This is a genomic window from Klebsiella sp. 64, from assembly GCF_018223915.1.
GTDB lineage: Bacteria > Pseudomonadota > Gammaproteobacteria > Enterobacterales > Enterobacteriaceae > Klebsiella > Klebsiella pneumoniae.
Window position 1 is genome coordinate 80049 of the sequence record NZ_JAGRQZ010000016.1, and the last position, 21308, is coordinate 101356.

Consider the following 21308-nt stretch of genomic DNA (forward strand, 5'->3'; position numbering starts at 1 on the left):
CTCCTTACAGTTCAGCGACAAGTTTATCCACGATGTCGCTGTTAGCAGCTTCATCCACGGAACGTTCGATGATCTTCTCGGCGCCAGCAACAGCCAGGATAGCGACCTGCTTACGCAGCTCCTCGCGTGCACGTTTACGCTCAGCATCAATTTCAGCCTGCGCTTGTGCAACGATTTTGGTGCGTTCCTGTTCTGCTTCAGCTTTAGCTTCGTCCAGAATCTGAGAGCGGCGCTTGTTCGCCTGCTCAATGATTACCTGGGCTTCCGCTTTCGCTTTTTTCAGCTGGTCGGTCGCGTTGGCCTGTGCAAGGTCCAAATCTTTCTTAGCGCGTTCTGCAGAAGCTAAACCGTCAGAAATCTCTTTCTGGCGTTTTTCGATGGCAGCCATTAAAGGCGGCCATACGTATTTCATGCAGAACCATACGAAGATAACAAACGCGATGGCCTGGCCGAGGATTGTTGCGTTCATGTTCACAGCACAATACCTCTTTAATTAACTCTGTGGCTTAGGTTTCTAACAACTTACTACGCGACGGCGAACATCACGTACAGACCCAGACCTACAGCGATCATCGGGATAGCATCCACCAGACCCATAACGATAAAGAACTGAGTACGCAGCAGAGGGATCAGATCCGGCTGACGCGCTGCGCCTTCCAGGAATTTACCTCCGAGGATGCCGATACCGATCGCAGCACCGATTGCCGCCAGACCCATCATCACAGCGGCAGCCATGTACAGCAGATCCATATTCAGGTTTTCCATGACAGTCTCCAGTTTGTTTCAGTTAAAACGTAGTAGTGTTGGTAAAAAATCAATGCTCTTCAGATGCCATCGACAGATAGACAATCGTCAGAACCATGAAGATGAAGGCTTGCAGCGTAATAATCAGGATGTGGAAAATGGCCCAAGGCACATTCAGAACCCACTGTGACCACCACGGCAACAGACCAGCAATCAGAATGAAAATCAGCTCACCGGCATACATGTTGCCGAACAGTCGCAGACCGAGAGAGACCGGTTTGGACAGCAGGCTTACCCCTTCAAGGATTAAGTTGACAGGAATGAACGCCCAGTGATTGAACGGCTGCATGGTCAGTTCTTTAACGAACCCACCAACGCCTTTCATTTTGATGCTGTAGAAAATAATCAGGATGAACACGCCAAGCGCCATCGACAGGGTGATGTTCACGTCGGCAGACGGAACCACGCGCAGTGCTGGCAGGCCGAAAATGTGTTCGCCGATATAAGGAAGCAGGTCGATTGGCAGCAGGTCCATCAGGTTCATCAGGAAGACCCAGACGAACACGGTCAGCGCCAGCGGCGCGATAACCTTGCTCTTGCCATGGTACATGTCTTTGACGCTGCCATGGACGAAGCCGATGATCATTTCGATGAAGGTTTGGAATTTCCCTGGTACGCCGCTGGTCGCTTTCTTAGCAACGCTACGGAACATGGCAAGGAACAGCAGACCGAGAACCACCGAGAAGAACATGGAGTCAATGTTGAGCGTCCAGAAGGTGGCTGTGTGGTTGTGCGGATCCACCAGCGAGAATGTACGCAGGTCCAACTGAAGGTTGTTCAGATGGTGTCCTATGTAATCCTGCGGCGTCATATTTTCTGAAGCCATGATGCCTTTACCCTTTGTTGTTAATTACAGCTGGCGCCAGAACTTGTACCACCAGCACCAAAACCCACGTCACGATCAGTGGCAAAAATACCACTTTTAAAACGGCCAGCGCCACCGCCAGAAGGGCGAAGGTCAGCAACACCTTGAAGGCTTCACCGAAGGCGAAGGTCCAGGCCACACGGCCTTTTGCTGGTGTATGCGCCTGATGACGCCAGGCAAAAATTATAAACATCAGATTTGGCAAGACCACTGCCAAACCGCCGCATACAGCGGAAATGCCCCAGAAGGGGTCTTTGAGGCTGAACAGCAGTCCACTTGCCATTACTGCCAGTAACTGAATAAACAGAAGCTTGCGAGCAACGTTTCGACTCAAGAGCGACACTGACATCACGTTTTTACTCCTGCTCCCTTTGAGGTATGTCGCGTGTCGTATAAAACGTCCTTTAAGACGAAGAGTCAAGCATCAAAAAGCGGACAAATTATACGGTGACGCCCCGTGATTTCAAACAATAAGTAGCAAAATAGTGAATAAATGTTTAATTATTTTCCAACGGACAACTTTCCGTGCATTTCAGCGTTCTGTGAGCGGTCATACAAAACTGCAAATAACGAGGAAACACGGCAATTAAAGCGTGCATCAGATCACATAATAAACATTTCAAGCGCCCTTTAATGAATCAAGGACATAAAACACTATTTTTCATGCTTTTGATATTCAAGATAAAAAGTGAGGACATTATCTAAAACAACCTCACATACAATAAAAACCTTTTATTGACATTTATAATAAAAATTTAACATCACTATGCTGTTCATCATTGTCGATTTTTAGCACCCTGATATTTTCAAAGTTGACTATTTTGTCAGTGAATCACTTACACTAAGTTAACTGCAAGAAAAGCCTTAGTAAAAACAAGGTTAAATGCAGCCCGTTAATATCGGGGGACGTCCTTTATTTTTGTAACATGCGCGGGCCACATTTTTTCCACATTTTTTGATAAAAATTAACTCGATTTTGGCTTAATCACCACCAGGTGCCGATCCCCTTCCAACCGAGGAACATGCAGCTCAATCACCTCGACAATGTCATACCCTTCCGGCAGACTTTCCATTTCTTCTTTTTGCGCTAACCCTTTGAGCGCATAGAAGTGACCATTCGCTGCCAGCAGATGATGGCACCAGCTCACCATATCATTAAGCGATGCGAAAGCGCGGCTTATCACGCCATCAAACGGCGGCTCGGCCGGGAAGGCTTCCACGCGGCTCTGCACCGGGGTGACGTTATCCAGCTTCAGCTCGTGCTGCACCTGACGCAGGAAGCGCACGCGCTTGCCAAGGCTGTCCAGCAGGGTGAAATGTGACTCCGGACATACGATGGCCAACGGGATCCCCGGCAACCCCGGGCCCGTACCAACATCGATAAAGCGCGAGCCCTGCAGATAAGGCGCCACGATGATGCTGTCGAGAATATGACGCACCAGCATCTCATTCGGATCGCGAACGGAGGTCAGGTTATAGGCTTTGTTCCACTTATCGAGCAGTCCGACGTAAGCCACCAGCTGATTTTTCTGGTGATCGGTGAGCGAAATACCCGCTTCATCCAGCAGACGAGAAAGTTTGTTGAGCACGGTAAGTACCTTCAAAAAATAATGAGCCCGGAGGCGCTAACGCTTACCGGGCTATGAATGATAAAGGCGAACGCTGATTATGCAACTGGGAAATCAGCGCGGCAGGTAGCCGCAATCAGGCGCTGCGGCGCAGCATCCCCTGCTTTTTCAGCCAAACCAGCAAAATAGAGATCGCCGCCGGGGTGATCCCGGAGATACGTGACGCCTGCCCTATCGACGACGGTTTATGGTCGTTCAGTTTGGCAATCACCTCGTTAGACAGCCCAGTGACCTGGCGGTAGTCGAGGGTCGCTGGCAGCAAGGTATTCTCATTGCGCTGTTGTTTCTCAATCTCATCCTGCTGGCGCGCGATATAGCCCTCATACTTCACCTGGATCTCTACCTGTTCAGCCGCCTGACGATCTTCCAGTCCCGGGGTGAATGGCGAGAGTTGAACCAGCTGTTCGTAGGTCATTTCCGGACGACGCAGCAGATCTTCGCCGCTGGCTTCACGCGACAACGGCGCGGTCAGGTGAGCGTTCACTTCGTTGGCGCTCTCTGCCTGCGGATTCACCCAGGTGGATTTCAGACGCTGGCGTTCACGTTCGATGCTTTCCAGCTTCTCGTTGTAGCGCGCCCAGCGTTCGTCATCCACCAGACCCAGCTCGCGCCCCTGTTCGGTCAAACGCAAATCGGCGTTGTCTTCGCGCAGCATCAGACGATATTCAGCGCGGGAAGTAAACATGCGGTATGGTTCTTTGGTACCCAGGGTGCAGAGGTCATCTACCAGCACGCCGAGGTAAGCCTGATCGCGACGCGGCGCCCAGCCCTCTTTTTCCGCAGAGAAGCGGGCGGCGTTAAGTCCGGCCAGCAGCCCCTGAGCCGCCGCCTCTTCATAACCGGTGGTACCGTTGATTTGGCCGGCGAAGAACAGACCCTGAATAAATTTGCTCTCAAGCGTTGGCTTCAGATCGCGCGGGTCGAAGAAATCGTACTCAATAGCGTAGCCTGGACGGACGATCCGCGCATTCTCCATCCCCTGCATCGAGCGGACGATTTGCATTTGCACATCAAACGGTAGGCTGGTGGATATACCGTTCGGATAAATTTCGTTTGAGGTCAGTCCTTCCGGCTCGAGGAAGATCTGATGCTGGTTGCGATCGGCAAAGCGCATGACTTTGTCTTCGATCGACGGGCAATAGCGAGGTCCGATCCCTTCGATCACTCCGGCGTACATAGGACTGCGATCGAGGTTATTGCGGATCACATCGTGGGTTTTCTCGTTAGTGTGGGTGATATAGCACGGTACCTGGCGCGGATGCTGATCCGCGGATCCCATGAACGAGAAGACCGGCATCGGGTTATCGCCATGCTGCTGCGCCAGCACGCTGAAATCGATGGTGCGCGCGTCAATACGCGGCGGAGTACCGGTTTTCAGACGACTTACGCGCAGAGGCAATTCACGCAGACGACGAGACAGCGGGATAGACGGCGGATCGCCGGCGCGGCCGCCGCTGTAGTTGTCCAGACCAATATGGATTTTGCCGTCAAGGAAGGTCCCGACGGTCAGCACTACCGCTTTAGCGCGGAATTTGAGGCCCATCTGGGTGACGGCGCCCACGACGCGATCGTTTTCGACAATCAGATCTTCAACCGCCTGCTGGAAGATCATCAGGTTCGGCTGGTTCTCCAGTGCGGTACGTACTGCCTGACGATAAAGCACGCGGTCAGCCTGGGCGCGGGTGGCGCGCACTGCCGGTCCTTTGCTGGCGTTTAGTATCCTAAACTGAATGCCCGCCTGATCGATCGCTTTGGCCATCAAACCGCCGAGCGCATCCACTTCTTTTACCAGGTGTCCTTTCCCAATGCCGCCAATCGCCGGGTTGCAACTCATTTGCCCCAGCGTGTCGATATTGTGTGTCAAAAGCAGGGTTTGTTGACCCATACGCGCTGCGGCCATTGCGGCCTCAGTGCCTGCATGACCCCCGCCAATGATAATGACGTCAAAAGGATCCTGATAAAACATGGTGGTCTGCCTCGCATAAAGCGGTATGAAAATGGATTGAAGCCCGGGCCGTGGATTCTACTCAACTTTCGTCTTTCGAGAAAGACTCCGGGATCCTGAGTATTAAAAAGAAGATCTTTATATAGAGATCTGTTCTATTGTGATCTCTTATTAGGATCGACTCTCTTTGTGGATAAGTCGGATCCGCGAAGTAAGATCAAAAGCTTAAGAAGGATCACTATCTGTGAATGATCGGTGATCCTGGTCCGTATAAGCTGGGATCAGAATGAAGGGTTATGCACAGCTCAAAAACCATACTACGGTTATTCTTTGGATAACTACCGGTTGATCCAAGCTTTTAAGCATGGTTATCCACAGAAGATCGGACGATCTTTACAATTCTCAGAGCAAATTTTTCCAGGATCCCAGCCAGATTTCCGCTGGATCCTCCGGAATTTCGTGTTCAAGGACGTTGATCTTCAGCGTCTCACCGATCTGTTTTGCCCCGCAGGCCTTCAGCGCCGCTTCTAATTTATCGATCGCGCCGCAAAAGGTGTCGTATTCGCGGCTGCCGATCCCTATAGCGCCAAAGCGCACGGCGGAAAGATCGGCCTGCTTCTCCTGCAGCGCGTCATAGAAGGGAACCAGGTTGTCGGGAATGTCGCCGGCGCCATGGGTGGAAGAGATAATTAACCAGATCCCTTGCGCCTGCAGATCGTCCACCAGCGGACCGTGCTGGATTTCAGTGCTATAGCCGGCTTCTTCCAGCTTTTCCGCCAGATGCTCTGCTACATATTCCGCACTGCCCAGGGTGCTGCCGCTGATAAGTGTAATGTCTGCCATAGATCGCCGATCGCCCGCTCAACTGTTCAGAGTGGCGTATTGTACGCTGTGAGCGAGCTGGGATCTACCTGTGGAAAAATGTGGGATTAAAAAAAGCGATCAGGGCTTGATGGTGCGCATGATCGGGTTCTGCAGCACGATCAGAGTTTCAGTGGACTGAATTTCATCGATTGTTTGGATCTTGTTGATAAGTACCTGCTGCAGAGCATCGATGGATTTACACATCACCTTAATAAAGATGCTGTAGTGGCCGGTGGTGTAGTAAGCCTCGGTGACCTCCTCCAGACTTTCCAGGCGGGCGAGGGCGGAGGGATAGTCTTTGGCGCTTTTTAAAATAATGCCGATGAAGCAACCGACGTCGTAGCCCAGCTGCTTGGGGCTGACGTCAATGCGCGCGCCGGTAATGATACCCGCCTGCTTCATCTTTTCGACGCGCACGTGAATGGTGCCCGGGCTGACGCTGAACTGTTTGGCCAGTTCGGCATAGGCGGTACGGGCGTTGGCCATCAGCGCATCAAGAATGCCGCGGTCCAGATTGTCGATCTGATAATTTTCCATATCTTTTTCTTATGAAGTTTGAGGGTTCTTACTATTTTAGCGCCATATTTTAATGAATTAAAAGTTGATGCGCCTTTTTATTGATTGATTATTGTATTGCCGCCCTGTTTTGTTGCTTAATCAATGGCAACAGGACGCAGGAGTCATAAAAATGAAAACCGCATATATCGCAAAACAACGCCAGATCAGTTTCGTTAAATCCCACTTTTCCCGTCAGCTGGAAGAGAAGCTTGGCCTGATTGAAGTCCAGGCGCCAATCTTAAGCCGCGTGGGCGATGGGACGCAGGATAACTTGTCCGGCTGCGAGAAAGCGGTTCAGGTAAAAGTGAAAACACTGCCCGACGCCCAGTTCGAAGTGGTTCATTCGCTGGCGAAGTGGAAGCGTCAAACCCTGGGACAACACGACTTCAGCGCGGGCGAAGGGCTGTACACGCACATGAAAGCCCTTCGCCCCGATGAAGACCGTCTGACGCCTATCCATTCCGTCTATGTTGACCAGTGGGACTGGGAGCGCGTGATGGGGGATGAAGAGCGTCACGTCGGCACCCTGAAGGCAACCGTCGAGGCGATCTACGCCGGGATCAAAGCCACCGAGCTGGCGGTCAGCCAGGAGTTTGGCCTGACGCCGTTCCTGCCGGAACAGATCCATTTTGTTCACAGCCAGGAGCTGCTGAGCCGCTATCCGGAGCTTGATGCCAAAGGTCGTGAGCGGGCTATTGCCAAAGAGCTGGGCGCCGTCTTCTTAATTGGTATCGGCGGCAAACTAGCTGATGGCAAGCGCCACGACGTGCGTGCGCCGGATTATGATGACTGGAGTACTGAGGTTTCTGAAGGTTTTGCCGGCCTGAACGGCGATATCCTGGTGTGGAACCCGGTGCTGGAGGATGCGTTCGAGATCTCCTCGATGGGGATCCGCGTTGACGCCGAGGCGCTAAAGCGCCAGCTGGCGCTGACCGGCGATGAAGATCGCCTGAAACTGGAGTGGCACCAGGCGCTGCTGCGCGGCGAGATGCCGCAGACTATCGGCGGCGGCATTGGCCAGTCTCGTTTGACGATGCTGTTGCTGCAGCTTGACCATATCGGTCAGGTGCAGTGCGGCGTATGGCCGGCGCAGGTTCGCGAAAGCGTTTCCGCGCTGCTGTAACGATTAGCGCCGCCAGCGTCGCAGCAGGCGGCTACGCAGCCCGGTGTCAAAGCGCCAGATATGATCGAAGATGCGCATGATGCCGGGTTTGCCGTGAACCGACATCGCCACCGCGTGAAAACGGTGCTGATGCTTACGCTGTAACTCCCCCACCTGAGCAATCACCTCATCCGGCAACCGTTGGGCAATAAAGTCGGAGATCACCACGGCATCCGCATCCACCCACTGCGGGTTTTGCAAACGTTCAATAATGGCGCGAAAACAGCTGGCCAGATCGGTGCCGCCGCGAAAACGCTGGCTCAGGAAACGGATCGCCTGCTCCAGTCCGCTCTCGCTGGTCAACTCGTAATGCACCACTTCGCTGGAGAACAGCATAATGAAGCAGCGACGGTTATCGGCCAGCGCGATGCGCATCAGGGCCAGACAAAAGGCCTTAGCGCACTGTTCGTTAAAACCGCCCATCGATCCTGACGTATCGACGCAGACAATGAACGGCCCGCGCGGTTGCTCATCAAAATCCTGCCGCGTTACCGGGCGTTCGGTAATTTTCTCGCGCCAGGCATCGCCGTGTAGCCGGTAGGTGAGCAGCTGTTTCTCCACCAGCTTGCGATAAAATTCAAACTCCAGCTCCGTGATGCCAAGCGTCGCCAGCTCCGGCGGCAGCAGGCGTAGAATGTCGTCACTCTGCTGGAGGCCGTCGACCTGTTCAGGCACCGTTGCCGGCTCGCGTACCAGGCTGCGGAAGGTTTCCATCGGCGCATCTTTCTTCGGCACGGATTTCGCTTCCCTTGAACGCCCCAGCTGTTCCGCCAGCTGCAGCAGCTCCGGTTGCTGGTTAAGAAAATCGCCATAGCGCACGATCAGCTGGTAGTCGCCTCGTTTGAGTTCGCCGGCGCTCATATCCCACAGGCGTCCGGCGGCGGTATCATTTTCCGCCAGCACCGGATCGAGCTGACCGCTGAGCGTCATTCGTTCCTGGACCTCACTGAGCAACTGGTCGCGCTCCTCGTCCAGCAGCTGCTGGTTAAGGCTGGTGGCTTGCACCACCAGGCTCAGGCGCCAGCGCTGTAAAAACAGCGTATGCAGCGCCGGGGTAAAGGTGGCATTGTCATCCACCAGCTTCTGCGCCTGGGCGGCAAAAGGGGACTGGAGCTGGTGCAGTTTGCCGAGAATTTGCGGGAGCTGGACGATAAACTGCGAGGTAGAGAGCAGCTGAGCCTGCTGATAGGTTTGCACTTCGGCGTCCAGATCCGGCGGGATGTTAACTTCTTTTAAGCGGGCGCGAACGGCTTCCCGCCAGCGCGGAATATCCGCCGCGATGATGTTTTTCAGGCGGGGAAATTTTTCAAAGAACACCGCCAGCTGAGGAGAGGCCAACAGCGCCAGCAGCATCTCCTCGATCATTCCCTCTTCGCTGACTGCCAGCATGACATTCAGCATATCGAGCGTCATGGCTGCTTCGCCTGTTTAATCTGCGCGCCGACGTCCTGCAGGCTGGCTTCGATTCTTCCCAGCCATTCGACCGGGATAAACAGGCACTTTTGCTGCTCGCTGAAGCGGTTGTGTTGCTGGTGCCACTCATCATCCAGCGCTTCCAGCTGCTGGCGAATTTCCGCCGGCATATTCTCCTGCGCTGCGCTGCCGGGCAGCGCGAGGCGTGAGCCCTGCAGGCTCACATCGCGGACGACCAGATGCTGGCTGGTGTCGACATCCATATTGAGTAGTTGGGCAAAGCCGATCCCGTTGAGCTTACCGCGGATCTCGCCGCCCTTTTCCAGCCAGTTGGCTAATGCCTCGCGTTCAAAAGTAATGTGGATCACTTCCATATCGTGAAGTTTGAGCGGCTGCTGCAGCAGCAGCGTCAGGGTGGTCCCCTGGATCTCCGCCGGCAGTTCATAGTGCGGTTTGCGGCTAAACATCCCGCCAAGGCGGGTGACCTTCAGCGCCGTTTTGTCGCTTTGCTGTTGTTGGATCTGAATGCGTCGCTGCACAATCGCCCCCAACCGCGTCAGCATCGCCTGCTGTTGCCAGGCGTGACAGGTCATGAGCGTTTCCAGCTGCTGCGACATCAGGTTCATACTTTCGACGTTGTGCCACAGACAATCTTTCAGCAGGATTAGGTCAATCGGCGCGATGCTGTCGCGGCCGCTGAAGAAGGCGCTGGCCTGCAGCAGGCGAATAGCCTTTTTCCAGCGGCGATCCGAGACGTAGGGGGCATTTGGCAGGGCGTCCAGCTGCTGGCGGAGCTGGAATATCAGCTCAAACACCGCGTCCGGCAGTTTAATATTGCCGATCTGCTGCTGCCATTGGGTAAATTCCTCGTCGCTCACCTGCAGCGCGCTGGGCACTGGATTGCTGTTTTCATCCTGCTGGCTGACCAGCATCGAACGGAAATTACCTTTATCCTGCACTTTATCAAGCCATAGACGGATCAGCATTCGGTCATACAGCGCTTCCAGGCTGCTGTCGGCTTCCGGGAGTTCGTTCGACGCGGCCACCAGCAGGCGCATTGGGATTTTCTCTTCATGCGCGCCATTGCGGAAGTGACGTTCGTTAATCGCCGTCAGTAGGGTGTTGAGGATAGCCGGACCTGCTTTCCATATTTCATCGAGAAACACGATTTCCGCTTCCGGCAGGTAGCCGGCGGTTAAACGTTCGTAACGGCCTTCATCTTTCAGCGCCTGAATGGACAGTGGCCCAAAAACCTCTTCCGGGGTAGAGAAGCGGGTCATCAGATATTCAAAAGCGCGCGCCTGCTGGAAGGCGAATTTGAGGCGGCGGGCAATCAGGCTTTTGGCGATCCCCGGTGGACCAAGCAAAAAAACGCTCTCGCCGCTGAGCGCCGCCAGCAGGCAGAGGCGTATCGCGTGGCTGCGTTCAAAGAGTCCTTTTTCGAGTGCCGCGCTGAGCCGGGAAATTCTTTCAGCCAGTAAATGTGTTTGAGCCATAATTGAGTTGCGTGCTTTGTCATGTATCGTTATTGGGACGAGTATAGATGTTAGAGCCGGGGCGGTAATAGCCTGAAGAATCGATTTATTTTTTTTGAGCCAGGTTAATATGGTGTCTGTTAGGGGTACGATTTCACAAATAATCGTGCATACTGTGCGCTTTTTGTGGGCCAAGGGACTAGGCACACATTTGTTTTATAAACGAAAAGACTAGTCTATGAGCACTGATAATAAACAATCGTTGCCGGCGTTAACGCTGGCGGCCATCGGCGTGGTGTACGGCGATATCGGTACCAGTCCACTGTATACCCTGCGCGAATGCCTGTCAGGTCAGTTTGGCTTTGGCGTAGAGCGCGATGCCGTTTTTGGCTTTTTGTCGCTGATTTTCTGGCTGTTAATCTTTACCGTATCGATTAAATACATCACCTTCGTGATGCGGGCGGATAACGCCGGGGAAGGCGGGATCTTAACGCTGATGTCGCTGGCCGGACGTAATACTTCGGCCAGAATGACCTCCGTGCTGGTGATCCTCGGCCTTATCGGCGGCAGTTTCTTCTATGGCGAAGTGGTGATTACCCCGGCGATTTCGGTAATGTCGGCGATAGAGGGGTTAGAAATTATCGCCCCGCAGCTCGATACCTGGATTGTCCCTATCTCCATTATCGTGCTCACCCTGCTGTTTGTGATCCAGAAGCACGGGACTGGCATGGTCGGCAAGCTGTTTGCGCCGATTATGCTGATCTGGTTCCTGTTGCTGGCGGTGCTGGGCGCGCGAAGCATTTACGCTAATCCGGAAGTTCTGCAGGCGCTGAACCCCTACTGGGCTGTGCACTTCTTCCTGCAATACAAGACCGTTTCCTTTATTGCGCTTGGCGCGGTGGTGCTGTCGATTACCGGGGTGGAAGCGCTGTACGCCGATATGGGCCACTTCGGCAAACTGCCGATCCGCGTTGCCTGGTTCTCCGTCGTGCTGCCCTCGTTGGTGCTGAACTATTTTGGCCAGGGCGCGCTGCTGCTGAAGCACCCGGAAGCGATTAAAAACCCGTTCTTCCTGCTGGCGCCTGAGTGGGCGCTGATCCCGATGCTGATTATCGCCACGCTGGCGACGGTTATCGCCTCCCAGGCAGTGATTTCCGGGGTCTTCTCCCTGACCCGTCAGGCAGTGCGTCTGGGCTATCTGTCGCCGATGCGCATTATCCATACCTCGGAAATGGAGTCCGGGCAGATTTACATTCCGTTCATTAACTGGCTGCTGTACGTTTCTGTGGTCATCGTTATCGTCAGCTTTGAGCATTCGTCTAACCTGGCGGCGGCGTATGGTATCGCCGTAACGGGCACCATGGTGCTGACCTCCATTCTGTCGGCGACCGTGGCGCGCAAAAACTGGCACTGGAACAAGCTGTTTGTCGGTCTGATGCTGGTGGCCTTCCTGTGCATTGATATTCCGCTGTTCTCGGCGAACCTCGATAAGATTGTCTCCGGCGGCTGGCTACCGTTGTCCCTGGGGATGGTCATGTTTACGGTGATGACGACCTGGAAGAGCGAGCGTTTCCGCCTGCTGCGCCGGATGCACGAGCATGGCAACTCGCTGGAAGCGATGATCTCTTCGCTGGAGAAGTCACCGCCAGTGCGTGTGCCGGGTACTGCGGTGTATATGTCCCGCGCCCTGAACGTGATCCCGTTTGCCCTGCTGCATAACCTGAAGCACAACAAGGTGCTGCATGAGCGAGTGATCCTCCTGACCCTGCGTACCGAAGATGCGCCTTACGTGCATAACGTTCGCCGGGTGCAGATTGAGCAGCTGTCACCGTCTTTCTGGCGGGTGGTGGCCAGCTACGGCTGGCGGGAAACGCCTAACGTTGAAGAGGTGTTCCACCGCTGTGGCCTGGAAGGACTCAGCTGCCGGATGATGGAGACCTCGTTCTTTATGTCGCATGAGTCGCTGATTATCGGCAAACGGCCATGGTATCTGCGCCTGCGCGGCAAGCTTTATCTGCTGCTGCAGCGTAACGCCCTGCGGGCGCCGGATCAGTTTGAGATCCCGCCAAACCGGGTTATCGAGCTCGGTACCCAGGTCGAAATCTGATGTCAAAAAAGCCCTTCCATTGCGAAGGGCTTTTTGTTTCTCACTCCGGTTGTTATGTCCTGTCGCTGCCTCGCGAAACGTTTCGATGGCGATCACATTTCTCTCTTCTGGTGATGGTTTTCTGCTCACACATTGATAATAATTATTTTAGCGAAACGTTTCGCTAGTGGAGCAAAAGAGAAAAAATGAAAAAAGGCACCGTACTTAACGCTGATATTTCCGCGGTCATTTCCCGCCTGGGCCACACCGATACGCTGGTGGTCTGCGATGCCGGATTACCGGTTCCCCGCAGCAGCACGCGCATTGATATGGCGCTGACTCAGGGCGTACCTTCATTTATGCAGGTGCTGGAAGTGGTGACGACGGAAATGCAGGTTGAAGCGGCTGTCATCGCGGAAGAGATTAAAACCCATAATCCGCAGCTCCACGCGACGTTGCTCACTCACCTCGAGCAGCTGCAGCAGCACCAGGGAAATACCATTGAAATTCGTTACACCAGCCATGAGCAGTTCAAAAAACAAACCGCAGACAGTCAGGCGGTAATTCGCAGCGGGGAGTGTTCCCCGTTTGCGAATATCATTCTCTGTGCCGGCGTCACGTTCTGAGGTCGCCGTCATGGAAGCCTTATTGCAACTGAAAGGGATCGACAAAGCGTTCCCTGGCGTCAAGGCGCTCTCCGGCGCGGCGCTGAATGTCTATGCCGGCCGGGTGATGGCGCTGGTAGGGGAAAATGGCGCCGGCAAGTCCACTATGATGAAGGTGTTGACCGGGATCTACACCCGTGATGCCGGCTCTTTGCTGTGGTTAGGCAAAGAGACGACCTTTAACGGCCCAAAATCCTCCCAGGAAGCCGGGATCGGCATTATCCATCAGGAACTGAACCTGATCCCTCAGTTGACGATCGCCGAGAACATCTTCCTTGGCCGCGAGTTCGTTAACCGTTTTGGCAAAATCGACTGGAAGCAGATGTATGCCGAAGCCGACAAGCTGTTGGCAAAGCTGAATCTCCGCTTTACCAGCCAGAAACTGGTGGGCGATCTATCGATTGGCGATCAGCAAATGGTGGAGATCGCCAAAGTGCTGAGCTTCGAATCGAAAGTCATCATTATGGATGAACCGACCGATGCGCTGACCGATACCGAAACCGAATCGCTGTTCCGCGTCATCCGCGAACTGAAGTCGCAGGGGCGCGGTATCGTCTATATCTCCCACCGTATGAAAGAGATCTTCGAGATTTGCGACGACGTGACGGTCTTTCGTGACGGGCAGTTTATCGCCGAGCGCGAGGTCTCGTCGCTGGATGAGGACCGACTTATCGAGATGATGGTCGGCCGTAAGCTGGAAGACCAATATCCCCACCTCGATAAGGCGCCCGGCGCGGTGCGCCTGAAGGTCGACAACCTCTGCGGCCCGGGGGTGGATAACGTGACCTTTACCCTGCGCCAGGGGGAGATCCTCGGCGTTGCCGGGCTGATGGGCGCCGGGCGGACCGAACTGATGAAAGTGCTGTACGGCGCGCTGCCGCGCAGCAGCGGTTCCGTGACGCTCGATGGCCGCGAAGTGGTGACCCGTTCGCCGCAGGATGGTCTGGCGAACGGCATTGTCTATATCTCCGAAGACCGTAAGCGCGATGGTCTGGTTCTCGGGATGTCGGTAAAAGAAAACATGTCCCTGACGGCGCTGCGCTATTTCAGCCGGGCGGGCGGTAGTCTTAAGCATAAAGATGAACAGCAGGCGGTGAGTGATTTCATCCGCCTGTTTAACGTGAAAACGCCGTCCATGGAGCAGGCGATCGGCCTGCTCTCCGGCGGCAACCAGCAAAAGGTCGCCATCGCCCGCGGGCTGATGACCCGGCCGAAGGTGCTGATCCTCGATGAACCGACCCGCGGCGTCGACGTCGGGGCGAAGAAAGAGATCTACCAGCTCATCAACCAGTTCAAAGCCGACGGCCTGAGCATCATTCTGGTCTCCTCCGAGATGCCGGAAGTGTTGGGCATGAGCGATCGCATCATAGTGATGCATGAAGGGCATCTCGGCGGTGAATTCACACGCGAGCAGGCCACCCAGGAAGTATTGATGGCTGCCGCTGTGGGCAAGCTTAACCGTGTGAATCAGGAGTAAGAAAGATGACAACCCAGGCTGTTTCTGGTCGCCGCTATTTCACAAAAGCGTGGCTGATGGAGCAAAAATCGCTGATTGCCCTGCTGGTGCTGATCGCGGTGGTATCGACCATGAGCCCCAACTTTTTTACCGTCAATAACCTGTTCAATATTCTGCAGCAAACCTCCGTTAACGCCATTATGGCGGTAGGGATGACGCTGGTCATACTGACCTCGGGGATCGATCTGTCCGTCGGCTCCCTGCTGGCGCTCACCGGTGCGGTGGCAGCGTCGATCGTTGGCATTGAGGTTAATGCGCTGGTGGCGGTCGCGGCTGCCCTCGCATTAGGTGCGGCGATCGGCGCAGTCACCGGGGTGATTGTAGCGAGAGGCCGCGTGCAGGCCTTCATCGCCACCCTGGTGATGATGCTGCTGCTGCGCGGCGTAACCATGGTGTACACCAACGGCAGCCCGATCAATACCGGCTTTAGCGATAATGCCGATCTGTTCGGCTGGTTTGGCATCGGGCGTCCGCTGGGGATCCCGACGCCGGTATGGATCATGGCGATTGTCTTCCTGGCGGCCTGGTACATGCTGCACCATACTCGCCTGGGCCGTTATATTTATGCCCTGGGCGGTAATGAAGCGGCGACGCGTCTGTCCGGGATTAGCGTCAATAAAGTTAAAATTATCGTTTACGCCTTGTGCGGAATGCTGGCTTCGCTGGCCGGGATCATCGAAGTGGCGCGTCTCTCCTCCGCGCAGCCGACGGCGGGGACGGGCTATGAGCTGGACGCCATTGCGGCGGTGGTGCTCGGCGGCACCAGCCTCGCTGGTGGCAAAGGACGCATTGTCGGCACGCTGATTGGTGCGCTGATCCTTGGCTTCCTGAATAATGGTCTTAATCTTTTAGGCGTTTCTTCCTATTACCAGATGATCGTTAAAGCGGTGGTGATTTTGCTGGCGGTACTGGTAGATAACAAAAAGCAGTAACTGAGAACTCTACAGGACATCTTAACTATGAATATGAAAAAACTGGCGACCCTGGTCTCTGCTGTTGCGCTAAGTGCGACCGTTAGCGCGAACGCGATGGCCAAAGACACCATCGCTCTGGTTATCTCTACCCTCAACAACCCGTTCTTCGTGTCGCTGAAAGACGGCGCGCAAAAAGAAGCTGACAAGCTGGGCTACAACCTGGTGGTGCTGGATTCCCAGAACAACCCGGCGAAAGAGCTGGCGAACGTCCAGGATTTAACGGTGCGCGGCACCAAGCTGCTGCTGATCAACCCCACCGACTCTGATGCCGTTGGCAACGCCGTGAAGATGGCGAACCAGGCGAAAATCCCGGTCATCACTCTCGACCGTCAGGCGACAAAAGGCGATGTTGTGAGCCATATCGCCTCTGACAACGTGCAGGGTGGGAAAATGGCTGGCGATTACATCGCGAAAAAAGTGGGTGAAAGTGCAAAAGTCATTGAGCTGCAGGGCATTGCCGGAACTTCTGCGGCGCGCGAGCGTGGCGAAGGCTTTAAACAGGCCGTGGCGGCGCACAAATTCAACGTCCTGGCCAGCCAGCCGGCCGATTTCGACCGCACCAAAGGCCTGAACGTGATGCAGAACCTGCTGACCGCACATCCTGACGTCCAGGCAGTGTTCGCGCAAAATGATGAAATGGCGCTGGGCGCCCTGCGCGCGCTGCAGACCGCAGGCAAGTCCGATGTGATGGTGGTTGGATTTGACGGCACTCCGGATGGCGAAAAAGCAGTAAACAGTGGCAAACTGGCGGCGACCGTCGCACAGTTGCCGGAGCAGATCGGCGCGAAAGGCGTTGAGACTGCTGATAAGGTACTGAAGGGCGAAAAAGTGGAAGCTAACTACCCGGTTGAGCTGAAGCTGGTCGTTAAGCAGTAATATGCGATTCGGACTGGCAACGGTCCGAGGGACAATATAAAAAAAGAAAAGCAGGGCATGCGCCACCGGATCCCGGTGGCGCGCTTTCCCGGGAACAGAAATGATGAAAACTGCAGGCAAACTTGTCGTCCTTGGCAGTATCAATGCCGATCACATTCTTAACCTTGACGCTTTCCCGACGCCGGGCGAAACCGTCACAGGCCACCATTATCAGGTGGCGTTCGGTGGAAAAGGGGCCAACCAGGCGGTGGCCGCCGGGCGCAGCGGAGCGGATATCGCGTTTATCGCCTGCACCGGCGATGACGATATCGGTGAACGCATCCGTCGTCAGCTGGCGAGCGATAAAATCGACGTGGCGCCCGTGCGCGCGGTTGCCGGGGAAGCGACCGGGGTGGCGTTAATTTTCGTTAACGCCGAAGGTGAGAATGTCATCGGTATTCATGCCGGCGCCAATGCGGCGCTTTCCGTCTCCCAGGTTGAGGCGGAAAAAGAGCGTATCGCCAGCGCACAGGCGTTGTTGATGCAGCTGGAGTCGCCGCTGGAGAGCGTCATAGCGGCGGCGAAAATCGCCCATCACCATCACACCACCGTGGTGCTGAACCCCGCGCCAGCGCGTGAACTACCGGATGAACTGCTGGCGCTGGTGGATATTATTACCCCTAACGAAACCGAAGCGGAAAAGCTGACCGGTATTCGCGTTGAGAGTGACGAAGATGCGGCAAAAGCCGCCAACGTGCTGCATGCCAAAGGCATTGGTACGGTGATGATCACCCTCGGCAGCCGCGGCGTCTGGCTCAGTGCCGAAGGCGAAAGCCGCCGGATCCCAGGGTTTCGCGTACAGGCCATTGATACTATCGCGGCCGGTGATACCTTTAACGGCGCGCTGGTGACCGCGCTGCTGGAAGGGACCGCCCTGCCGGAGGCGATTCGCTTTGCGCATGCCGCAGCGGCGATCGCCGTAACCCGCAAAGGCGCTCAGCCGTCCGTGCCGTGGCGCACAGAGATCGATGAATTTTTAGCGCAACAGGGGTAATGCTTGGCTACGATGAAAGATGTGGCCCGCATCGCGGGCGTTTCCACATCGACGGTGTCACACGTCATCAATAAGGACCGTTTTGTCAGCGAGGCGATTACCGCCAAAGTTGACGCTGCGATCAAAAGCCTCAACTACGCCCCCTCTGCGCTGGCGCGTAGTCTCAAGCTCAATCAAACCCGTACCATCGGCATGCTGATCACCGCCAGTACCAATCCGTTTTATTCGGAGCTGGTGCGGGGCGTGGAGCGTAGCTGCTTTGAGCGGGGTTATAGCCTCGTGCTCTGCAATACCGAAGGTGATGAGCAGCGAATGAATCGTAATCTGGAGACGCTAATGCAAAAACGCGTTGATGGATTACTCCTGCTGTGCACGGAGACCCATCAGCCCTCCCCGGAAATCATGCAGCGCTATCCGTCGGTACCGACGGTTATGATGGACTGGGCCCCCTTTGATGGCGATAGCGATCTGATTCAGGATAACTCGCTGCTCGGCGGCGATATGGCGACCCAGTATCTGATTGACCAGGGGCATTCACGCATTGCCTGTATTGCCGGCCCGCTGGATAAAACCCCGGCGCGCCTGCGTCTTGAAGGCTATCATGCCGCGATGGCGCGCTGCGGCCTGCCGGTTGCCGAAGGATACGTGGTGACCAGTGATTTTGAGTTTGGCGGCGGGTTTAGCGCGATGCAGCAGCTGCTGGCGTTGCCGCAGCGTCCGCAGGCGGTGTTTGTCGGTAACGATGCGATGGCGGTTGGCGCTTATCAGGCGTTATACCAGGCCGGGCTGCAGATTCCGCAGGATATGGCGCTGGTGGGCTACGATGATATTGAGCTGGCACGTTATATGACGCCGCCATTGACCACCATTCACCAGCCAAAGGATGAGCTGGGGGAACTGGCCATCGACGTACTGATCCATCGCATGGCCGATCCGCAGCAAAAACAGCAGCGCGTTCAGTTAACGCCGGAGCTGGTGGTTCGCGGTTCCGCTTAGCGCTTATGCCGCTCGCTAATCAGGTTGCGGCCATCCTTCGCTCTTAACAGCATAAACATCAGCGCCGATATAATGGTTATCACGCCCATGGTTATAAAGGTGTAGTGAAACTGCTGTACCGTGCTTGCATTATCAAAACCTTCATAGAAGCGTAGCACCGCAGCGCTGATGGCCACCCCGAGACTAATTGAAAGCTGCTGGGTGACGGCCAGCAGGCTGTTGCCGCTGCTGGCATTATCATCGGTCAGATCGGCCAGGGTAATGGTATTCATGGCGGTAAACTGCGTGGACATCGCCATCCCCAGCACGAACAGCGGCAGAAGAAGCATCCACAGCGGCATCTCTGGCGACTGCAGCGAGAACTGGGCGATCATAAGGCCAATAAACACGGTGATCCCCACCAGGGTCTTACGATAGCCAAACCAGCGCAGCACCTGGGTAACGGTGGATTTCGCAATAATCGAGCCGATAGCGGTGGGGGCGATCATACAGCCGGCGATAATGGCCGGATAGCCGAAACCAACCTGCAGCATCAGCGGCATCAGAAACGGTACGCAGCCGGTACCTAACCGCGTGGCGAGGTTGCCGGCAATGCCGACCGAGAACGTATGGGTCTTAAATAAAGAGAGCGAGATAAGCGGCGTCGGATGGCGACGCGCGTGACGCACATAGGCCACGAGCAGTAACAGACTGACGGCAATCACGGCCAGCGCCTGCCATGTCGCCACGATTTTTTCCCCAAACAGTTCAATACCGCTGGAAAATAACACCAGACTTAAGCCAAATAACAGAAAACCGCCTATATCGAAGCGTCGGCGCGGCGTTGTGAAATTTGGCATGTATTTACGGGCGTACAGAATGCCAATTACGCCGATCGGAATGTTTATCAGGAAAATCCAATGCCAGCTGGCCCAGGTAACAAATACCCCGCCGAGTACCGGGCCCAGAATCGGCCCCACCAATCCCGGCATGGTGACAAAGTTCAGGACCGGCAACAGTTCGCTGCGGGGGTAGGCACGCAGCAGGGCCAGCCTCGCCACCGGCATCATCATCGCCCCACCGATCCCCTGAATTACGCGAAAAATGACCAGTTCCGTTAAGGAACTGGAGAGGGCGCAGGCGAGGGAACCGAGGGTGAACAGGCTAACGGCGATGATAAAGACCCGGCGCGTGCCGAAGCGATCGGCCAGCCAGCCGCTGACCGGGATCAGCATCGCCACCGTCAGCGTATAGCTGATAATGGCCGACTGCATCGCTAAGGGAGAACGATTAAGACTGTGGGCGATAGCCGGGAGGGCGGTGTTAAGAATGGTGGCATCCAGCGCCTGCATAAAGAAGGCCATCGCCGCGATCCACGGCAGGCCAGCCATGCTGCGCCCTTTTTTTCCGCTCATGCCAAATCCTTGTTATTGATTTACGTGGTGTGGGGCGTTCAACAATGCCTGGCAGGCGAGCAACGCCCCCGGCGCATCACTGTTAAGAATGGCATCGACAATCGCCTGGTGGAGATCGAGCTTCACCACTTCATTTTGCGTAATCGACGTGAAGTAGGTGTGGTAGACCGAATGAAACAGCGAGGCGAAAGAGCTGAGGAAAGGATTACCGCTCATTTCATAGATATGTTCATGCCAGGCCATATCGACTTCTATCCAGCGTTCGCGCTGAAAATGGCGTTTCAGAGCAATCATCTCTTCCATTAATGTATTGAGCTGCGCTTTTTGCCCGGCGGTGCCGTTGGCGGCGGCGAGAAAGCAGGCCTGTGGCTCCAGGCTGCTGCGCATGACGAGAAAGTGGCTTACCACCTCTTCGAAGTTATCTTCTGTTAGCCACCAGGAGAGCAGTTCCTTATCAAGGAAATTCCAGCTGCTGCGCGGCATCACCCGGGTGCCAATGCGAGGGCGGGGCAGCAGCATGCCTTTTGCAGTAAGCGTCTTCACCGCTTCGCGGACGGCGGTACGGCTTACGCCGAACTGCTCCCCCAACTCCATTTCGCCGGGAAGAATGCTTTCCGGCTGATATTCGCCAGTCAGTATTTTTTGGGCGAGCTTTTCGGCCAGTACCCAGGAAATGTTCTTTTGTGCCGCCAGTTGCTGTGCGCTTAAAGACATAAATGCCGTTCCTTTCTTTCCTCTACTCTAACAGTATGCCACCAGGCGCCCCGTTTCGTCGGTTAAAACGGCAAAACGGCGGTTTTTTGCGACATTCCTCGCCGCATTGTTGAAAAAAGAGACGGTTGAAAACTTTTTTTGCATTTCCCCTTGTCACCTCAGAATTACTCCCTATAATGCGCCTCCACTGACACGGAACAACGGCAAACAAGCCGCCGGGTCAGCGGGGTTCCGGTGAGAACCTCGCAGAGAAAAGCAAAAATAAATGCTTGACTCTGCAGCGGGAAAGCGTAATATGCACACCCCGCGCCGCAGCGAAAACGAAGCGGCACTGCTCTTT

General features: G+C 55.1%; 20 protein-coding genes. 8 read left to right on the forward strand and 12 right to left on the reverse strand.

All coding sequences use genetic code 11. The features are described from left to right. Positions 1 to 4: 4 nt before the first annotated feature. The 8 genes from atpF to asnC all read right to left on the reverse strand — a co-directional run bounded on the left by atpF (position 5) and on the right by asnC (position 6643). The gene (atpF, locus tag KHQ23_RS12605) at positions 5 to 475 is read right to left on the reverse strand and encodes a F0F1 ATP synthase subunit B (RefSeq protein WP_004107293.1); all 471 of its coding nucleotides are present in this window, start codon (positions 473 to 475) and stop codon (positions 5 to 7) included. A gap of 50 nt (positions 476 to 525) precedes the next feature. Continuing rightward, positions 526 to 765 carry a F0F1 ATP synthase subunit C gene (gene atpE, locus KHQ23_RS12610; RefSeq protein WP_000429386.1) on the reverse strand — a complete coding sequence of 80 codons (240 nt, stop codon included), beginning with the start codon at positions 763 to 765 and terminating at the stop codon, positions 526 to 528. A gap of 49 nt (positions 766 to 814) precedes the next feature. Next, a complete protein-coding gene (atpB, locus tag KHQ23_RS12615; protein WP_004151552.1) occupies positions 815 to 1630 on the reverse strand; it encodes a F0F1 ATP synthase subunit A in 816 nt (271 codons plus the stop codon). A gap of 7 nt (positions 1631 to 1637) precedes the next feature. Further along, positions 1638 to 2018, reverse strand: a complete 381-nt coding sequence (atpI, locus tag KHQ23_RS12620; protein ID WP_004144991.1) for a F0F1 ATP synthase subunit I — start codon at positions 2016 to 2018, stop codon at positions 1638 to 1640. A gap of 616 nt (positions 2019 to 2634) precedes the next feature. Further along, on the reverse strand, positions 2635 to 3258 hold the full coding sequence (rsmG, locus tag KHQ23_RS12625) for a 16S rRNA (guanine(527)-N(7))-methyltransferase RsmG (protein WP_211776957.1): 624 nt from the start codon (positions 3256 to 3258) through the stop codon (positions 2635 to 2637). Positions 3259 to 3373: 115 nt separating this feature from the next. Further along, the gene (mnmG, locus tag KHQ23_RS12630; RefSeq protein ID WP_004144989.1) at positions 3374 to 5263 is read right to left on the reverse strand and encodes a tRNA uridine-5-carboxymethylaminomethyl(34) synthesis enzyme MnmG; all 1890 of its coding nucleotides are present in this window, start codon (positions 5261 to 5263) and stop codon (positions 3374 to 3376) included. 381 nt (positions 5264 to 5644) lie between these two features. Then, positions 5645 to 6085, reverse strand: a complete 441-nt coding sequence (gene mioC / locus KHQ23_RS12635; RefSeq protein WP_004144988.1) for an FMN-binding protein MioC — start codon at positions 6083 to 6085, stop codon at positions 5645 to 5647. A 99-nt stretch (positions 6086 to 6184) separates the two neighbouring features. Next, positions 6185 to 6643, reverse strand: coding sequence for a transcriptional regulator AsnC (gene asnC / locus KHQ23_RS12640; RefSeq protein WP_002882510.1), 459 nt, complete (start codon positions 6641 to 6643; stop codon positions 6185 to 6187). Positions 6644 to 6794: 151 nt separating this feature from the next. Here asnC and asnA point away from each other — a divergent pair, with 151 nt between their 5' ends. Next, the gene (asnA, locus tag KHQ23_RS12645; protein WP_002882514.1) at positions 6795 to 7787 is read left to right on the forward strand and encodes an aspartate--ammonia ligase; all 993 of its coding nucleotides are present in this window, start codon (positions 6795 to 6797) and stop codon (positions 7785 to 7787) included. Positions 7788 to 7790: 3 nt separating this feature from the next. Here asnA and viaA read toward each other — a convergent pair whose 3' ends face one another. Further along, complete coding sequence (gene viaA / locus KHQ23_RS12650; RefSeq protein ID WP_002882517.1) at positions 7791 to 9239, reverse strand: ATPase RavA stimulator ViaA; 1449 nt, start codon at positions 9237 to 9239, stop codon at positions 7791 to 7793. Continuing rightward, a complete protein-coding gene (gene ravA, locus KHQ23_RS12655; protein WP_004151555.1) occupies positions 9236 to 10735 on the reverse strand; it encodes an ATPase RavA in 1500 nt (499 codons plus the stop codon). The genes viaA and ravA overlap by 4 nt, the downstream gene beginning before the upstream one ends. A 217-nt stretch (positions 10736 to 10952) precedes the next feature. On the opposite strand from ravA, the gene kup reads away from it, so the two are divergent. The 7 genes from kup to rbsR all read left to right on the forward strand — a co-directional run bounded on the left by kup (position 10953) and on the right by rbsR (position 18860). Continuing rightward, positions 10953 to 12821 carry a low affinity potassium transporter Kup gene (kup, locus tag KHQ23_RS12660; protein ID WP_002882520.1) on the forward strand — a complete coding sequence of 623 codons (1869 nt, stop codon included), beginning with the start codon at positions 10953 to 10955 and terminating at the stop codon, positions 12819 to 12821. 185 nt (positions 12822 to 13006) lie between these two features. Then, positions 13007 to 13426: a D-ribose pyranase gene (gene rbsD, locus KHQ23_RS12665; RefSeq protein ID WP_002882527.1), complete on the forward strand. Its 420-nt coding sequence runs from the start codon at positions 13007 to 13009 to the stop codon at positions 13424 to 13426. Positions 13427 to 13436: 10 nt separating this feature from the next. Then, complete coding sequence (gene rbsA, locus KHQ23_RS12670) at positions 13437 to 14942, forward strand: ribose ABC transporter ATP-binding protein RbsA (protein WP_002882529.1); 1506 nt, start codon at positions 13437 to 13439, stop codon at positions 14940 to 14942. A gap of 5 nt (positions 14943 to 14947) precedes the next feature. Then, positions 14948 to 15913 (forward strand): ribose ABC transporter permease, encoded by a 966-nt coding sequence (gene rbsC / locus KHQ23_RS12675; RefSeq protein ID WP_002882531.1) that lies wholly within the window; start codon positions 14948 to 14950, stop codon positions 15911 to 15913. Between the two features lie 27 nt (positions 15914 to 15940). Then, positions 15941 to 16831 (forward strand): ribose ABC transporter substrate-binding protein RbsB, encoded by an 891-nt coding sequence (rbsB, locus tag KHQ23_RS12680; RefSeq protein ID WP_002882536.1) that lies wholly within the window; start codon positions 15941 to 15943, stop codon positions 16829 to 16831. 100 nt (positions 16832 to 16931) lie between these two features. Then, a complete protein-coding gene (rbsK, locus tag KHQ23_RS12685) occupies positions 16932 to 17864 on the forward strand; it encodes a ribokinase (protein WP_004173836.1) in 933 nt (310 codons plus the stop codon). A 3-nt stretch (positions 17865 to 17867) separates the two neighbouring features. Continuing rightward, a complete protein-coding gene (rbsR, locus tag KHQ23_RS12690) occupies positions 17868 to 18860 on the forward strand; it encodes a ribose operon transcriptional repressor RbsR (protein WP_004187944.1) in 993 nt (330 codons plus the stop codon). On the opposite strand, the gene mdtD is transcribed toward rbsR, so the two are convergent. Further along, complete coding sequence (gene mdtD, locus KHQ23_RS12695) at positions 18857 to 20254, reverse strand: multidrug transporter subunit MdtD (protein ID WP_002882539.1); 1398 nt, start codon at positions 20252 to 20254, stop codon at positions 18857 to 18859. The genes rbsR and mdtD overlap by 4 nt on opposite strands. Before the next feature lie 12 nt (positions 20255 to 20266). Beyond that, entirely contained in the window at positions 20267 to 20968 is a 702-nt protein-coding gene (locus tag KHQ23_RS12700; RefSeq protein ID WP_002882540.1) for a FadR/GntR family transcriptional regulator, read from the reverse strand. Positions 20969 to 21308: the final 340 nt, after the last annotated feature.

Coding starts and splice junctions, on each gene's coding strand:
- atpE (WP_000429386.1), bottom strand. CDS start 765: ATGGAAAACCTGAATATGGATCTGCTGTACATGGCTGCCGCTGTGATG.
- atpB (WP_004151552.1), bottom strand. CDS start 1,630: ATGGCTTCAGAAAATATGACGCCGCAGGATTACATAGGACACCATCTG.
- atpI (WP_004144991.1), bottom strand. CDS start 2,018: ATGTCAGTGTCGCTCTTGAGTCGAAACGTTGCTCGCAAGCTTCTGTTT.
- mnmG (WP_004144989.1), bottom strand. CDS start 5,263: ATGTTTTATCAGGATCCTTTTGACGTCATTATCATTGGCGGGGGTCAT.
- mioC (WP_004144988.1), bottom strand. CDS start 6,085: ATGGCAGACATTACACTTATCAGCGGCAGCACCCTGGGCAGTGCGGAA.
- asnC (WP_002882510.1), bottom strand. CDS start 6,643: ATGGAAAATTATCAGATCGACAATCTGGACCGCGGCATTCTTGATGCG.
- asnA (WP_002882514.1), top strand. CDS start 6,795: ATGAAAACCGCATATATCGCAAAACAACGCCAGATCAGTTTCGTTAAA.
- viaA (WP_002882517.1), bottom strand. CDS start 9,239: ATGACGCTCGATATGCTGAATGTCATGCTGGCAGTCAGCGAAGAGGGA.
- ravA (WP_004151555.1), bottom strand. CDS start 10,735: ATGGCTCAAACACATTTACTGGCTGAAAGAATTTCCCGGCTCAGCGCG.
- kup (WP_002882520.1), top strand. CDS start 10,953: ATGAGCACTGATAATAAACAATCGTTGCCGGCGTTAACGCTGGCGGCC.
- rbsD (WP_002882527.1), top strand. CDS start 13,007: ATGAAAAAAGGCACCGTACTTAACGCTGATATTTCCGCGGTCATTTCC.
- rbsA (WP_002882529.1), top strand. CDS start 13,437: ATGGAAGCCTTATTGCAACTGAAAGGGATCGACAAAGCGTTCCCTGGC.
- rbsC (WP_002882531.1), top strand. CDS start 14,948: ATGACAACCCAGGCTGTTTCTGGTCGCCGCTATTTCACAAAAGCGTGG.
- rbsB (WP_002882536.1), top strand. CDS start 15,941: ATGAATATGAAAAAACTGGCGACCCTGGTCTCTGCTGTTGCGCTAAGT.
- rbsK (WP_004173836.1), top strand. CDS start 16,932: ATGATGAAAACTGCAGGCAAACTTGTCGTCCTTGGCAGTATCAATGCC.
- mdtD (WP_002882539.1), bottom strand. CDS start 20,254: ATGAGCGGAAAAAAAGGGCGCAGCATGGCTGGCCTGCCGTGGATCGCG.
- KHQ23_RS12700 (WP_002882540.1), bottom strand. CDS start 20,968: ATGTCTTTAAGCGCACAGCAACTGGCGGCACAAAAGAACATTTCCTGG.